General features: G+C 63.8%; 14 protein-coding genes. 4 read left to right on the top strand and 10 right to left on the bottom strand.

Annotation, left to right across the window (positions count from 1 at the left end; translation table 11 throughout):
* Positions 1-188: 188 nt before the first annotated feature.
* Positions 189-1,352: a 1-acyl-sn-glycerol-3-phosphate acyltransferase gene (locus tag KVO92_RS15495; protein ID WP_217476443.1), complete on the top strand. Its 1,164-nt coding sequence runs from the start codon at positions 189-191 to the stop codon at positions 1,350-1,352.
* A gap of 24 nt (positions 1,353-1,376) precedes the next feature.
* Here KVO92_RS15495 and KVO92_RS15490 read toward each other — a convergent pair whose 3' ends face one another.
* Positions 1,377-1,649 (bottom strand): hypothetical protein, encoded by a 273-nt coding sequence (locus tag KVO92_RS15490; RefSeq protein ID WP_336512643.1) that lies wholly within the window; start codon positions 1,647-1,649, stop codon positions 1,377-1,379.
* A gap of 398 nt (positions 1,650-2,047) precedes the next feature.
* On the opposite strand from KVO92_RS15490, the gene KVO92_RS15485 reads away from it, so the two are divergent.
* Positions 2,048-3,424 carry a DUF1329 domain-containing protein gene (locus tag KVO92_RS15485; RefSeq protein WP_254621450.1) on the top strand — a complete coding sequence of 459 codons (1,377 nt, stop codon included), beginning with the start codon at positions 2,048-2,050 and terminating at the stop codon, positions 3,422-3,424.
* Positions 3,425-3,555: 131 nt separating this feature from the next.
* Here KVO92_RS15485 and KVO92_RS15480 read toward each other — a convergent pair whose 3' ends face one another.
* The gene (locus KVO92_RS15480) at positions 3,556-4,140 is read right to left on the bottom strand and encodes a YajG family lipoprotein (RefSeq protein WP_217476441.1); all 585 of its coding nucleotides are present in this window, start codon (positions 4,138-4,140) and stop codon (positions 3,556-3,558) included.
* Positions 4,141-4,304: 164 nt separating this feature from the next.
* On the opposite strand from KVO92_RS15480, the gene KVO92_RS15475 reads away from it, so the two are divergent.
* Positions 4,305-4,511, top strand: a complete 207-nt coding sequence (locus KVO92_RS15475) for a hypothetical protein (RefSeq protein WP_217476440.1) — start codon at positions 4,305-4,307, stop codon at positions 4,509-4,511.
* 50 nt (positions 4,512-4,561) lie between these two features.
* Here the strand turns inward: KVO92_RS15475 and mqo are convergent, their stop codons facing one another.
* Together mqo and KVO92_RS15465 are read right to left on the bottom strand one after the other, a co-directional pair.
* Entirely contained in the window at positions 4,562-6,073 is a 1,512-nt protein-coding gene (gene mqo / locus KVO92_RS15470) for a malate dehydrogenase (quinone) (protein WP_217476439.1), read from the bottom strand.
* 316 nt (positions 6,074-6,389) lie between these two features.
* On the bottom strand, positions 6,390-6,677 hold the full coding sequence (locus KVO92_RS15465; RefSeq protein WP_217476438.1) for a PA4642 family protein: 288 nt from the start codon (positions 6,675-6,677) through the stop codon (positions 6,390-6,392).
* A gap of 193 nt (positions 6,678-6,870) precedes the next feature.
* Between KVO92_RS15465 and dauA the strand changes: the two genes are divergently transcribed.
* Positions 6,871-8,601 (top strand): C4-dicarboxylic acid transporter DauA, encoded by a 1,731-nt coding sequence (gene dauA, locus KVO92_RS15460; RefSeq protein WP_217476437.1) that lies wholly within the window; start codon positions 6,871-6,873, stop codon positions 8,599-8,601.
* A 50-nt stretch (positions 8,602-8,651) separates the two neighbouring features.
* On the opposite strand, the gene KVO92_RS15455 is transcribed toward dauA, so the two are convergent.
* The 6 genes from KVO92_RS15455 to KVO92_RS15430 form a co-directional block, all read right to left on the bottom strand.
* Positions 8,652-9,563 carry an SDR family oxidoreductase gene (locus KVO92_RS15455; RefSeq protein ID WP_217476436.1) on the bottom strand — a complete coding sequence of 304 codons (912 nt, stop codon included), beginning with the start codon at positions 9,561-9,563 and terminating at the stop codon, positions 8,652-8,654.
* A 177-nt stretch (positions 9,564-9,740) separates the two neighbouring features.
* Positions 9,741-10,796, bottom strand: coding sequence for a protein-glutamate methylesterase/protein-glutamine glutaminase (locus tag KVO92_RS15450; RefSeq protein ID WP_217476435.1), 1,056 nt, complete (start codon positions 10,794-10,796; stop codon positions 9,741-9,743).
* The gene (locus tag KVO92_RS15445) at positions 10,793-11,254 is read right to left on the bottom strand and encodes a chemotaxis protein CheD (protein WP_254621448.1); all 462 of its coding nucleotides are present in this window, start codon (positions 11,252-11,254) and stop codon (positions 10,793-10,795) included. The genes KVO92_RS15450 and KVO92_RS15445 overlap by 4 nt, the downstream gene beginning before the upstream one ends.
* Before the next feature lie 17 nt (positions 11,255-11,271).
* On the bottom strand, positions 11,272-12,078 hold the full coding sequence (locus KVO92_RS15440) for a CheR family methyltransferase (RefSeq protein WP_217476433.1): 807 nt from the start codon (positions 12,076-12,078) through the stop codon (positions 11,272-11,274).
* A 2-nt stretch (positions 12,079-12,080) separates the two neighbouring features.
* Positions 12,081-12,596, bottom strand: a complete 516-nt coding sequence (locus tag KVO92_RS15435; protein WP_217476432.1) for a chemotaxis protein CheW — start codon at positions 12,594-12,596, stop codon at positions 12,081-12,083.
* 10 nt (positions 12,597-12,606) lie between these two features.
* Complete coding sequence (locus KVO92_RS15430; protein ID WP_217476431.1) at positions 12,607-14,250, bottom strand: methyl-accepting chemotaxis protein; 1,644 nt, start codon at positions 14,248-14,250, stop codon at positions 12,607-12,609.
* Between the last annotated feature and the right edge of the window lie 3 nt (positions 14,251-14,253).

Below are 14,253 nucleotides of genomic sequence, written 5' to 3'. Positions count from 1 at the left end.
TCCGGCGAACGCTACCCGTCCGGAATGGCGTCGTTCGAAGCATAGGCGAGACCCGCGCTGCGGATGATCGAATCAGGTCAGCCCTGCGTTCGATGACTATGCCAGCGCGTGACCGCGCCGAATTCGACGGCCTCATCTTCACCCCCAACGACCGGGGTTATTCAGTTGTTTCCCTTACAGAGAGCATGATGGACGAATTCGAAGCCATCCGACCCTATGCCGACAATGAAGTCCCTGCTGTCATGGCGCGCCTGTTCGCCGACCGGGAATTCCTCGACATTCTGGCGCATTTTCGCTTTCCACGGCTGGCCGGCCCAATGGGCTGGATGCTTAAACCTCTTATAGCGCAACGTCTGCGTCGCGAGTTCGCCAGTATCCATTCGGTCGACACGCTGCAAGCGCGGATCGAGATGTACCTGGACCGCACCATCGAGCGCGCCACCGACGGCATCACCTATTCCGGGCTGGACAAGCTGCAGCAAGGTTGCCCCTATCTTTTCCTGGCCAACCACCGCGATATCGTCATGGATCCGGCCTTCGTCAACTATGCGCTGTATCAGGCCAGAATGCGCACACCGCGCATCGCCATCGGCGACAACCTGCTGCAGCGCCCCTTCGTCAGCGACCTGATGCGGCTGAACAAGAGCTTCATCGTGCGCCGCTCGGTGACCGGCAGACGGGAGAAACTGGCGGCCTATCAGCTGCTGTCCGCCTACATCAACCACTCCATTCTCAAGGATGGGGAGTCGATCTGGATAGCTCAGGCCGAAGGCCGCGCCAAGGACGGCGACGATCGCACCGACTCGGCGATCCTGAAAATGCTGCACATGAGCCGCAAAGACGAGCCGTTCGCCCAGGCCCTGGCCGCACTGCGGCCAACCCCGGTCTCGATCAGCTACGAATACGACCCCTGTGACCAGGCCAAGGCGCGCGAGCTCTACATCCGCGCCACGACTGGCAGCTACATCAAGGCACCCGGGGAAGATGACACCAGCATCGCGCTGGGGATCACCGGTTATAAGGGGCGCGTGCACGTCAGCTTCGGCACGCCGATCAGCGAGGTTCCGGACGACCCCAAGCAGCTGGCCGTCGAGATCGACCAACAGATTCTCGGCGACTACCGACTGTTTCCGGTCAATTACCTGGCCTACCGGATCTGGGACGGTCGCGACCCGGCACTGCCGATTCCCGAACTCACCGAATTGTTCAGTCAGGAAGAGATTGCACGCGCCGAAGCCGAATGGAGCAAGCGCCTGGCCGCCTGCCCGAGCGTGCAGCAGCCCTACCTGATCCAGCAGTACGCCACCCCCGTGCGCAACCAGCACCGGCTGAAGGCGGGCTTGAGCCTATAAGCGCCAGCCGGCGGCTGTCGTCATTCAGATCAGCCGAGTGAACGAGGACAGCAGCCAGGCAACCGCCAGGCTGCTGAAGCCGAATCCGTAGAAAAACCGATCCACGCGCTGAGTCGCCGTTAAACTCGCCCGCGCGCCGCTCGCTTCGCGGCGGGCGGCCGTCAACTGACTCGCCAATTGCTGGCGCCAGCGGGTAGCCAGCAGCAACCAGGCGCCACCGAGCGCAATCAGCAACGCCATCGAATTGAGCAAGGGACAGAGGCTGGCCAGTCCCGCAACGCTGATCTGCAAAAACACCCGAACCTCCATAAGCCATTCCACCGGCCTGGAACGGCCGCACGAGTGGCTGCGGAGTCTACCGAGGCGAGACGGCCGGTTCAGCACTTCCCGACCAAACGAATACCGACCCGAGAGATGGCAATTTGCCGGGTATTTGCGCCATTTATGCAGATAGGCCCCGTCTCGTTTGTTGACTTATAGTCCGTCGCAGCTTCACCCTCATCGTCTCGAACTTCCGAAATAGAGCGTGCGCCTGGCTTGAGCGAGCAGGCGGGACTGCCGCGGAATCGAGCGATCGGCGCTTGTCATCACACCTTGCGGCGAGTCCACGGGCCAGTAACGGCCCGCTCGCCGCATGCGTAGCAGCCGCCACCTGCGAGCAGGCATCAGTTACCGAGTATCAACAGGACCTAACAATGAACAATATGACGTTGAAGACGGGGGCACTCACACTCTCTTTGCTGGCAAGCGCACTGCTGGCCAACGGAGCCGTGGCAGCCGTATCGGAGTCCGAAGCCGCCAAGCTGGGCGACAGCCTGACGCCGCTAGGGGCCGAGAAAGCCGGCAATGCGGCCGGCACCATCCCGGCCTGGACCGGTGGTCTGCCGAAGGACGCTGCCGGCGTCAGCGAAGAAGGTTTCGTCAACGATCCGTATCCGGACGAAAAGCCGAAGTTCACCATCACCGCGCAGAACTTCGAGCAGTACAAGGACAACCTGAGCCCCGGCCAGATCGCCATGCTCAAGCGCTACCCCGATACCTACCGTCTGCCGGTTTTCGAAACCCACCGCAGCGCCGCCGTGCCTCAGCGGATCGATGACGCGGCGAAGAAGAACGCCACCCACACCCAGCTGACCGGCGGCGGCAATGGCCTGGAAAACTTCGATACCGCCATCGCGTTCCCGATTCCCCAGAACGGCCTGGAAGTCATCTGGAACCACATCACACGCTACCGTGGCGGCTCGGCTCGCCGCGTCGTGGCCCAGGCGACCCCCCAGGTGAACGGCAGCTACAACCTGGTCAAATTCGTCGACGAAGTGGTCTATACCGACACCCTGCGCGACTATGATCCGCAGAAGCATGGCAACGTGCTGTTCTACTTCAAACAGCAAGTCACCGAACCGTCACGCCTGGCCGGCAACGTCCTGCTGGTTCACGAGACCCTCGACCAGGTCAAGGAGCCACGCATGGCGTGGATCTATAACGCCGGCCAGCGTCGCGTTCGCCGCGCCCCGCAGGTCGCCTATGACGGCCCGGGCACCGCAGCCGACGGCCTGCGCACCTCCGACAACCTGGACATGTTCAACGGCGCACCGGATCGCTATGACTGGAAGCTGGTGGGCAAGAAGGAGATGTACATCCCCTACAACGCCTATCGCCTGGATTCGCCGAAGCTGAAATACGACGACATCATCCGCGCAGGCCATATCAATCAGGACCTGACCCGCTACGAGCTGCACCGTGTGTGGGAAGTCGAAGCGACCCTCAAGACTGGCGAACGGCACATCTACGCCAAGCGTCATTTCTTCATCGACGAGGACACCTGGCAGGCGGCGGTCATCGATCACTACGACGGTCGTAACACGCTGTGGCGTGTAGCCGAGGCGCATTCGGAATACTTCTTCAACGTACAGGTACCGCTCTACGCGATGGAAACCCTGTATGACCTGGTCTCCGGTCGCTACCTGGTGATGGGGATGAAGAACGAGGAAAAGAACCCGTACGTCTACAACTACGAAGCCAACTCCAACCAGTACACCCCGGCGGCGCTGCGCAACTCCGGCGTGCGTTGATCCCGACAACGGCACGCCCTGGCCGCCAGGGCATGCTGTTTCCATGCAGAACGTCACGCCTCTTGGATGACAAAAAAAACCCGCTGCGAGGCGGGCTTTTTTTTGTGCAGCCAGCGGTGCAAGCGTCGCGATTACTGGCTCAGTACCTGGCCGATGTTCTGGTCGCGGAACACTCGGCTCAGCGCATCGCTCAATACCTCGCTGACCAGTTTGGTATTGGTCTGCTCGTTCGGCGCCATACCGAACCGCTGGTCCAGCGACGCGCCATAGCGGCCCGTGTAACGCCGCCCGCCGTTCTGCACCTCGATGCGGAACGTGGCGCCAATGGTCGCTTCCGTGACATAGAGGCCTTCTTTCGGCGACTGGTACTTCAGCTCGGCCAGGGTCAGGGTCAGCTGCGGCGCGTTATAGGCATTGGGCGACGGGGTGAAGCCGAGCAGGCGAACTGCGGCTTCGGTCTCGGCCTGCAGCTTGGGCAGCACCTTCTCCTTCGGTACGATCACCGCGCTGGTTTCCGGATACAGGCCGCCTCGAGTGCCCAAGGTCGTGGACGGACGGCCATCGACCACCCGCACCGATACCGGTTGCCCCTGTCCGACCGGGTTGATGGTGCCGGTGATCTTCGGGCTCGGATCGAGCTGTTGGGGGCTGTGGGCGCAACCGGCCAGCGCCAGTGCCGACACCGCGGCGAAGCTGAACAACAGGCGTTTCAGCATGCTGTTTTTCTCCAGATGAGGGATGAATGGCGCGCAGTATAACCAGCACCGCGAGCGCCTGACAGCAGTCGCACTAAAGACCCTTTCGGCACCGGCAACGTTCCGTTCATCGAACGGTAACCCCGGCGTGGGATAACCGGTCGACCCCTTCAGGAGTTGCCCCCATGTTCTTGCTGACCCGGCTTTTTTCACGTCCGGCGCGACGCCATTACGCACTGCTCGACGACCAGCAACACTGCCGCATGCTGCTGACCGCCACCGAGCGTCCACGCGGCGAGCGCTGGGTAGAGGTTGGCGAAGCCCACCTCGCTATGCTCGGCCAGCCGTTGACGCCTGCCTCACAGCCAAGCCTGCCGAACCGCGCTGCATAAAAAAGCCGCGCGACCCCTGAGGGTGGCGCGGCTCGGATCGGCCAATCGGCTTAGTCGGCCAGGCCCAGACGTTTGTCGACCAGGGCGGTCACCTCACGGTAAGCCGCGGCATCGGTTTCCAGCACTTTCTCGCGAGCCGGGAAGATCTCACCCAGCTTGCGGCTCCAGGCTTCGCTCTTCGCCTGCTCCGGAAAGCAGCGCTCGATCAGATCGAGCATGATCGATACGGTCACCGAAGCCCCCGGCGAAGCGCCCAGCAGGGCGGCGATGGAACCGTCCTTGGCCGACACCAGCTCGGTACCGAATTGCAGGATCCCGCCCTTCTTCGGGTCGCGCTTGATGATCTGCACGCGCTGACCCGCAACTTCCAGCCGCCAATCTTCGGCCTTGGCCTCCGGGTAGAAGCCGCGCAAGGTTTCCAGGCGGTCTTCCATAGACTGCCGCACTTCCTTGATCAGGTAACGGGTCAGGTCCATGTTGTCGCGCGCCACGGCGAGCATCGGCTTGAGATTGCCCGGACGGATCGACATGGGCAGATCCAGCGGCGAGCCGTGCTTGAGGAACTTGGTGGTGAAGCCGGCATAGGGTCCGAACAGCAGCGACTTCTTGCCATCGACCACGCGGGTATCGAGGTGCGGGACGGACATCGGTGGCGCGCCGACGGCGGCCAGGCTGTAGACCTTGGCCTGATGCTGTTTGACGATCTCCGGGTTATCGCAGCGCAACCACTGGCCACTGACCGGGAAGCCACCGTAGCCCTTGCCTTCTTCGATGTTGGACATCTGCAGCAGCGGCAACGCCGCTCCGCCAGCGCCCAGGAAGACGAAACCGGCTTCGAGCTGGCGGTTGGCACCGTCGCGCGTGTTCTTGATCTCCACGCGCCAGCCTTTGCCATGGCGCTCGAGTCCGGTGACCTTCTGGAAGTACGACAGCTTCACGCCCGGCTTGCTGGCGAGGTAGACGAGCATCTGTCGGGTCAGTTCGCCGAAGTTGACGTCGGTGCCGTTCATGGCGCGGGTGGCTGCGATCGGCTCGTCGACGGGACGCCCCGGCATCATCAGCGGCATCCACTCTTCCATCGTGGCGCGGTCTTCGGTGTAGACCATGTCTTCGAACGCGTGATGCTTGATCAGGGCATCGAAGCGGCGCTTGAGGAAATCGATGTTCTTCGGGCCACGGACGAAGCTCAGATGCGGTACGGCATTGAGGAAATCACGCGGGCTGCCGAAGCCCTCGCGTCCCGTCAGGTAGGCCCAGAATTGCTTGGAGACCTCGAACTGGGTGTTGATCGTGACGGCTTTCTTGATATCGATCGGGCCGTCTTTGTTGTCCGGGGTGTAGTTCAGCTCGCACAGTCCGGCGTGACCGGTTCCGGCATTGTTCCAGGGATTCGAGCTTTCAACGGCCCCGGATTCCTGCAACTCGACGATTTCCAGCTTGATGTTGGGATCGAGCTCCTTGAGCAGTACAGCCAGAGTCGCACTCATGATGCCAGCTCCCACCAGCACCAAATCCACGGCTTCGCTATCGTGTTGCGTCATCAACGCGTTCTCCAGAATCACAGCATTAAACTGTCACGACCGCAGTACGCGATCGTGTAGAACCACCAGCCAGGCGGCTAGAAACGGAGGAGGTCTCTATGCCGCTGCTCGGGCTTGTGCCCGAAGGCCGGCCTCCGAAGAGTCCGACCCGCTGTCGGGAGAACGGCTTTTGGCCTCCTCCCTCTCGCTCCGAAGCTTCCCGGAGCGGGGCGACAGGCCTGGGCTCAACGGGGCACGTGCAGCGAGAAAATCGATTGTGGCTGCCGGATCGTGCGCGCGAGCAGCCGTTGCAACGGGTGTTACAGCCTCGGCAGTTACCTTGCCGAGGCCCAGGCACTCAACCGCGAGCGGCCTTGATCAGTTCGATATAGGGCTCAGCCTGACGCTGATCGCCTACCAGCGCCACGAAATCGCGCCCTTGTGCATCCTTGGCGTTCAGGTCGTATCCCGCTTCGACAAAGAAGCTGACGAAACGCTCGAAATCATCCACCCGCAAACCGCGATAGGCCTTGATCAGCTTGTGCAGCGACGGCGGCGTGTCATCGGCCGGTTCCGGATCGAGAAACAACTTGATCGAGTCATCGCTGATTTCTTCACCGATCACCTTTTGTTTGTCTTTACGCATGGTTTCTCCGGTCCGACGGGCCTTACGGGGGCGGCAGTTTACTCTGCGAGGCCATCGCACTCAACGCGCCAGAAGGCCTTGCGACGAAGGTCGTACGCGAAAATCCTCGATTTGCCCTCGATATTGCGCTCGGACAGCCTTCTCCATGGAGGTCGGGCATATACTGGCGCTTTGCGCACAAGGAGTATCTGGGATGAAGATTCCGCCGCTGTTCGCCGCCTGGCACCATACCCTGCAAACGGGCTACGGCGGCGCTGAACTGCGCGGCGACATCGTCGCGGGCCTGACGGTTGGCGTCATTGCCATTCCACTGGCCATGGCCCTGGCGATCGCTGTGGGTGTCGCACCGCAACATGGTCTGTATACGGTGTTGATGGCTTCGCCGCTGATTGCTCTGACCGGTGGTTCGCGTTTCAACGTCTCCGGGCCGACGGCGGCGTTCGTGGTAATCCTGCTGCCGATTACCCAACAGTTCGGCCTCGGCGGCCTGTTGCTGTGCACCATGCTCGCCGGGCTGATCCTCATTGCGCTGGGGCTGCTGCGCGCGGGCAAGCTGATCGCCTTCGTGCCTTATCCGGTCACCCTGGGCTTTACCGCCGGCATTGGGATCGTCATCGCGACCCTGCAACTCAAGGACGCGTTCGGACTCAGCCTCTCCGCGCAGCCGCAGCATTATCTCGAACAGCTGAGCCTGCTGGTCAGCGCCCTGCCTGGCATACAACCCGGCGATACGCTGATCGCCGGGTTGTGCCTTGCCGTCCTGGTGATCTGGCCGCGTCTGGTCCCGAAGGTCCCGGGGCATCTGGTGGCGTTGTTGGTCGGTGCGCTGGTGGCCGTGGCGCTGGAGCACGCCGGCGTGCCCGTGGCCACGCTGGGCGAGCGTTTCAGCTACAGCGTCGACGGCGTATCGCACCCCGGCATCCCACCGTTCTTGCCCGAGTTCGCCTGGCCCTGGCAGCTGCCCGGCCCCGATGGCCAGCCGTTGACGCTGAATTTCGAGCTGTTCCACCAGCTGCTCGCGCCCGCCTTCGCCATCGCCATGCTCGGCGCCATCGAGTCGCTGCTCTGCGCAGTGGTTGCCGACGGCATGACCGGCAGCCAGCACGACCCCAATGCCGAACTGCTCGGCCAGGGCATCGGCAACCTGGCGGCGCCCTTGTTCGGTGGCATCACCGCCACCGCGGCGATTGCCCGCAGCGCCACCAACGTGCGCGCCGGTGCGCGCTCGCCACTGGCCGCGATGATCCATGCGGGTGTGGTTCTGGTCGCGGTGCTCTGGCTGGCCCCCTTGTTCAGCTACCTGCCGATGGCGTCGCTGGCAGCACTGCTGATCATGGTCGCGTGGAACATGAGCGAGGCCCCGCATGTGGTGCGGACGCTGCGCATCGCCCCGCGCAGCGATGTGCTGGTCTTGCTGACCTGCCTGGTCCTGACGGTGCTGTTCGACATGGTACTGGCGGTCGGAGTGGGCCTGCTGCTGGCTGCCGGGCTGTTCATCAAGCGCATGAGCGAGCTGACCGACACCACCGCACTGTCGCGCCGTCAGCATCGCCTGCTGGAGGACCTGCCCGAGCATGTCGCCGCCTATGCCATTCGCGGCCCGCTGTTCTTCGGCGCGGCGGAGAAAGCCCTCGGCGTGCTGCGCCGTTTCAACCCGCAGGTGCGGGTCGTCATCGTCGATATCAGCGGTGTGCCGCTGCTGGACATGACCGCTCTGGCGGCGCTGGAAAACCTGTTGCTCGACTACCGCAAGCTGGGTGTTGCGCTGATTCTCAGCGGAAGCAACGCGCGGGTGCGCCTCAAGTTGCGCCGAGCCGGCATTCATCGACTCGAAGGCCAGCTGTATCACGTGCGCGATCTCGCCCAGGCGCGTGCCAAGGCCTTGCGCCTGTTGCCGGAGGATCCAGCCGGCGCGGCGACCTGACGCCGCGCCACGGGCAAACAGGGCGCGGCGCTCGCGCCCCGGATGCAGCATCAACCGGCGTGTTTCTGCAGGTTGGCCATCATTTCCTTGAGCGCTTCGATGTTGTCGGCCGGATGCGCTGCATTCTCGAAATCGCAGATCTGCTGCCAGTTGGCGGCCACGTCTTCGGCATCGAAGCCGGCCTTGGGATCGAAGCCGACGCCCAGGCTGCGCTCCCAGCGCACCTTGCCCATCCAGCCACCACCCACTTCGAACAGGCCGGAGGTTTCCTGGCACTGCTCGCTGGCAAGGAACACCACCAGTGGGCTCACCAGCTCGGGCTTCAGCTGTTCGAACACCTGCGGCGGGATCAGCCCCTCGGTCATGCGCGTGCCGCCGGTGGGGGCGATGGCGTTAACCAGGATGTTGTTCTTGCGCCCTTCCAGCGCCAGGGTGCGGGTCAGGCCGTAGAGCCCCAGCTTGGCCATGCCGTAGTTGGACTGGCCGAAGTTGCCGTAGATGCCGGACGTCGACGCGGTGAAGATCACCCGGCCGTAGCCCTGCTCGCGCATGTGCGGCCATGCGGCGCGAGTCACCTTGTAGGCGCCCTCGACGTGTACGCGATAGACCAGGTCCCAGTCCGCGTCTTCCATCTTGTGAAAGGTCTTGTCGCGCAGGATGCCGGCGTTGTTCACCACCACGTCGATACGGCCGAAGCTGTCCAGCGCCTGCTGGATGATCTTGTCGCCATCGGTCACCGAGTCATGGTTGGCCACCGCGGTGCCCCCCGCCTGGCGGATCTCCTCGACCACGCGATCGGCCGCCGAGGCATTGGCGCCCTCGCCCTGGGCGCTGCCGCCCAGATCGTTGACCACCACCTTCGCCCCGTGGCGGGCAAACGCCAGCGCATGGGCGCGGCCGAGGCCACCACCGGCGCCCGTCACCACGACCACCTTGTCTTCGAAGCGAATGGCTTCACTCATTCGGATATCCTCCAGCGGTTTTGATTGGATGCGTTGCACGCGATCGGGCGAGTGTCGGCCAGGCCACCCTCACTCACAATCAAACCGCCACGAATGAATGCCCCGGCATAAGGCTGCAGGATGATGTCGAATCGGACGCCGAGGCACGCGCCGAAGCGGTCCTCGGCTCGCCGGCGATCAGCCCAGCACTGCGCGGGCGTAGTCGGTGATCAGCCGCGGCAGGTTCTCCAGCGACTCGGTGCACTGCGCCGCGCCTACCTGCAAGGCCTCCTTGGGCATTCCAAACACGACACAGCTGGCTTCGTCCTGAGCCACCGTACGCGCACCGGCCTCGCGCATGGCCAGCAGGCCGCGGGCGCCGTCGTCACCCATGCCGGTCATGATCACCCCTAGGGCGTTATGCCCGGCATGACGGGCGACGGAGCGAAACAGCACGTCCACCGACGGCTTGTGCCGGTTGACCGGCGGCCCGTCGAGCACCTCGACGAAGTACTGCGCGCCGCTGCGTTTGAGCTGCATGTGCTTGCCGCCAGGCGCCACCAGCGCCAGCCCGGAGCGCACGCGATCCAGATGGCGGGCTTCGCGCACCTCGATCTGGCAGAGGCTGTCGAGACGCTGAGCGAAGGCGGCGGTGAATTTCTCCGGCATGTGCTGAACGATGACGATGCCCGGCGAATCCACGCGCAGCTGTTTGAGCACCAGCTCCAGCGCCTGAGTACCGCCGGTCGATGTACCCAGCGCCACCACCCGGTCGGTGGTGGTCAGGGCGCTGGCTGCCGGCTCCGCCGGGCGCGCGGGGGAAACAGCCGGCGTGCTTCGTGCAGCGGTCACCCGCGGCCGGGTCGCGGCCGCCTGCTGGATCTGCTTGATGAGGTCGTTGGAGAGCTGCAACAGGCTGTCTTTCAGGCCGAGCCGGGCCTTGGTGAACACGCCCACGGCGCCAGCGGCAAAGGCTTCAAGGGTGATGGCCGCGCCCGCCTCGGTCAGCGTCGAGCAGATGATCGTCGGCGTCGGGCGCTCGGCCATCAACTTGCGCAGAAAGGTGATGCCGTCCATGCGCGGCATCTCGACGTCGAGCACCAGCACATCGGGCCAGTTGCGCTGCATCTTTTCCAGCGCGAACAGCGGATCGGCGGCTTGCCCGATCACCTCGATGTTCGGGTGGTTTTTTAGGCAGGCCGAAAGCACCTGACGCACCAGCGCCGAGTCATCGACGATAAACACCTTGATCATGCGGTGCCTTCCAGCAATTGAGGGGGAGTGAAGGACTGGCAGACCAGGCGCCCGTCCCGACCGTCGGCGGTCAAACGCCGATAACCCAGACCACCAAGCTGTTCGTCGTCGGCGTGCCAGCCGAGCCGCGCGAACCGCTCGCGGGCGAAGGCGATGTTCCTGAGGCCGATCTGGAGGTTGCTGTGCCTGCCCGGCTGCAGGCAGGACCCGCCGCCATAAAGGCCCTTGCGATACTCATCGGGCGCGGTGCGGTGACGGACCATGTCCTGCTGCAGCCGGGCGAACACCGCTTCACCGCTGCGGGTATCGTCGTCCCGCTCGAAGGCGCCGCCAGGCACCACGAAATGGCTCACGGCAAGCAGTTGACGCCGCGGATGCCACAGGACGACAGCCACGCATGAGCCGAGCAGCGTCACCACCGGCTCGGGATGCTGGCCGAACAGGTATTGGCCGGGCATGAGAAAACGGGGCGTGTTCATAGGCGCTGAAAGACCGAGGGCGCCACGCTGCGCAGTGGCAGCCCAAAGCCATGCAGGCTTTCCGCATGGCCGATGAACAACAAGCCGCCCGCGCGCAGCCGTTCGATCAGGCGGGCCACGATGGCGCGTTTGTCCTCGGCACTGAAATAGATCAGCACATTGCGCAGGAAGATGACGTCGTGGCTGCCGACATCATCAGGCAACGGCCGCATCAGATTGAGCTCGCGAAAGCGCACCCGCTCGCGCAACCCGTGGCCGAGGCGAAACTCGCCCTCGTGATCGCCAATACCCCGCAGGCAGTGACGCTTGAGCCAGCCAGACGGGAAATTGCTCGACTCATCCATCGGGTAAATCGCCGCCTGCGCCTTTTCCAACACCGTGCGGCTGAGGTCGCTGCCGAGGATCGACCAGTCCGCCGGGCCATGTTCGGCCAGCACCATGGCCAGGGTGTAGGGCTCCTCGCCCGACGAGCAGGCCGCGCTCCAGAGGCGCAGCGGCTCGCGCCGGCCTTCCAGCCAATGGGCGAGGAACTGAAAATGCTGCGGTTCGCGGAAGAAGTAGGTTTCGTTGGTGGTCAGCAGGTCGATCACCAGCCGCTGCTCGGCCTGCTTGGTCGGATCCCTGAGCAACACCAGGTAGTCGCGGTAGCTGCTCAGGTTCAATGCGCGCAACCGGCGCATCAGGCGACCGGCCACCAGCGGCCGCTTGCTGTCGCTCAGATGAATGCCCGACGCCTCGGCCATCAGTTGCTGCAGGAAGCGGAACTCCTGCTCGCCCAGCACCGGCAGGCTTGACGTCGGCATGCTCAGCTCGCCTGCGCCATCGCCTGGCTGATCTGCAGTATGTCGTCCAGCGACAACACCTTGCGCACGTCCAGAATGATGGTAAAGCCGCGTTCGTCACGCGCCATGCCGGCGATGAACTCCGTGCGGATCCCAGCACCGAACGCCGGCGCGGGTTCGACATCGGAGCCCTGGATATCCAGTACCGCGTCGACCGCATCGACCACCAGGCCGATGCGTTGCAGCGAATCATTCAGGTCCAGCTCGATGATGACGATGCAGGTCCGCTTGCCCGGTACCGTGCGCTCCATACCGAAGCGTGCGGCCAGGTCGAGCACCGGCACGACGTTGCCGCGCAGGTTGATCACCCCGTGGATGCACGCCGGCATCATCGGCACACCGGTGATCTGCCCGTACTCGATGATCTCGCGCACCAGTTCGATAGGCAGCGCATAACGTGCCTGGCGCACCCGGAACGACAGGTGCTGAATGTCAGCCGGAGCGGTGCTGGCAGCACCGCTTACCTGTGGAAGATTCATCTGCGCCCCCTTACGTGAAGCTGACGAACTGGCCGTCGTCGGCCATGACGGTCGGTTTGCGGATGCTGCGCACCGAGCGGTTGCTGGGCTTGGCGCTGGCCACTGGCTGGCGGCCGAGGCTCTGAGCGGCGACATCACGCGCATCGAGTCGGAAGAAGCTGATCAGCTCCAGCAGCTGCGAGGCCTGGGCGTTCATCTCCTCGGAGGTGGCAGCCAGCTCCTCGGACGCCGAGGCGTTCTGCTGGGTGATCTGGTTCATCTGGCCCATGGCGATGTTGATCTGGCCGGCGCCGGTGCTCTGCTCTTGCGAAGCGGCGGTAATTTCCTGCACCAGGTCCGAAGTCTTCTGAATGTTCGGCACGATGTCGTCCAGCAGGCGCCCGGCTTGCTCGGCCAACTGCACACTGCTGCCCGCCACACCGCCGATTTCCTGCGCAGCGACCTGGCTGCGCTCGGCCAGCTTGCGCACTTCGGCGGCCACGACCGCAAAGCCCTTGCCATGGTCACCGGCACGCGCCGCTTCGATGGCCGCGTTGAGCGCCAGCAGGTTGGTCTGGTAGGCGATGTCGTCAATGATGCCGATCTTGTCGGCGATCTGCTTCATGGCGATAACCATGTCACGCACCGCACGGCCGCCAGCCACGGCATCGTTGGCCGCCTTGCCGGCAATGCTGTCGGTGATCTTCGCGCTTTCGGTGTTCTGCGCGATCGAGGCGGACATCTGTTCGACCGACGCGGTGGTCTGCTCGACGCCGGCGGCCTGCTCGCTGGCCGCCTGGCTCAGCGATTGCGAGGTGGCACTGACTTCTTCGGACGCCGAAGACAAGGAGTCGGCGGCACTGCGCACGTCGCCCATGACGCTGCGCAGGCGCTCGGTCATGTTCTTCATGGCGTTGAGCAGCTGGCCGGTTTCGTCCTTGCTGTCGACCTCGACCTGAATGCCCAGGTCGCCAGCGGCGAGCGAGTCGGCCACCGATACGGCACGGTTGAGCGGCCGGGTGATGCTGCGGGTGACCAGGATACCGATGCCGAAGCCAAGCACGGCGGCGATGATCACCAGGCCGATCATCTGGGTACGCGAACCCAGGTAGATGCCAGTGATCTGCTCGTTGGCTTCCTTGGCGTTGACGACCTTGCGCTCGACCAGGGCGGTCAGCAGATCGTCGGCCTTGTTTCCGGTCTCACGCAGTTTCGGCAGCATGACGGTCAGCTCGTCGGCCGGGCGCACGTCACTGGAAGCCTCCCGCAGCTTGAGGGCCTGCTCGACGGCCTGCACATAGGTGGCCATCGGCTCACTGAGCGATTCGAACTGGGCGATGCCTTCGGGGGTCACGAAGCTCGAGCGGGTCATCTCGATGTACTCGTACATCTTCTTGATCGCATCGCGGGTCTGCTTGATGGCGAAGTCGCGCTCTTCCAGGCTGGTCGCCAGCAGGCTCGAACGCAGGCCGCGACCGATATAGATCAGCTGCACATTGGCCGACTGGATGTTGTTCAGCGCCATCATGTCGCGCGAATACATCTGGTCGGACAGTTCGTTGACCTGGGCAAGGTTGCGAATGCCCAACAGGCCCACGGCGACGGTGAGCGCCACTACCACCAGGAAGCCGGTGATCAGGCGGGCCCCTATCTTGAAGTTACCGAACATTTTCATGGG

Origin of the sequence: Stutzerimonas stutzeri, from assembly GCF_019090095.1 — a bacterium.
Taxonomy (GTDB): Bacteria; Pseudomonadota; Gammaproteobacteria; order Pseudomonadales; family Pseudomonadaceae; genus Stutzerimonas; species Stutzerimonas stutzeri_AN.
Note: the sequence above shows the minus strand (reverse complement) of the source record. Positions and strands in the feature narration are given on the sequence as shown.

Bases quoted from the DNA above. Each gene is read 5' to 3' on its own strand.
- KVO92_RS15465 (WP_217476438.1), bottom strand. From the start codon at position 6,677: ATGCGTAAAGACAAACAAAAGGTGATCGGTGAAGAAATCAGCGATGAC.
- KVO92_RS15455 (WP_217476436.1), bottom strand. From the start codon at position 9,563: ATGAGTGAAGCCATTCGCTTCGAAGACAAGGTGGTCGTGGTGACGGGC.
- KVO92_RS15435 (WP_217476432.1), bottom strand. From the start codon at position 12,596: ATGAATCTTCCACAGGTAAGCGGTGCTGCCAGCACCGCTCCGGCTGAC.
- KVO92_RS15450 (WP_217476435.1), bottom strand. From the start codon at position 10,796: ATGATCAAGGTGTTTATCGTCGATGACTCGGCGCTGGTGCGTCAGGTG.
- KVO92_RS15440 (WP_217476433.1), bottom strand. From the start codon at position 12,078: ATGCCGACGTCAAGCCTGCCGGTGCTGGGCGAGCAGGAGTTCCGCTTC.
- KVO92_RS15430 (WP_217476431.1), bottom strand. From the start codon at position 14,250: ATGAAAATGTTCGGTAACTTCAAGATAGGGGCCCGCCTGATCACCGGC.
- KVO92_RS15480 (WP_217476441.1), bottom strand. From the start codon at position 4,140: ATGCTGAAACGCCTGTTGTTCAGCTTCGCCGCGGTGTCGGCACTGGCG.
- KVO92_RS15445 (WP_254621448.1), bottom strand. From the start codon at position 11,254: ATGCCCGGCCAATACCTGTTCGGCCAGCATCCCGAGCCGGTGGTGACG.
- KVO92_RS15485 (WP_254621450.1), top strand. From the start codon at position 2,048: ATGAACAATATGACGTTGAAGACGGGGGCACTCACACTCTCTTTGCTG.
- KVO92_RS15495 (WP_217476443.1), top strand. From the start codon at position 189: ATGGACGAATTCGAAGCCATCCGACCCTATGCCGACAATGAAGTCCCT.
- KVO92_RS15475 (WP_217476440.1), top strand. From the start codon at position 4,305: ATGTTCTTGCTGACCCGGCTTTTTTCACGTCCGGCGCGACGCCATTAC.
- dauA (WP_217476437.1), top strand. From the start codon at position 6,871: ATGAAGATTCCGCCGCTGTTCGCCGCCTGGCACCATACCCTGCAAACG.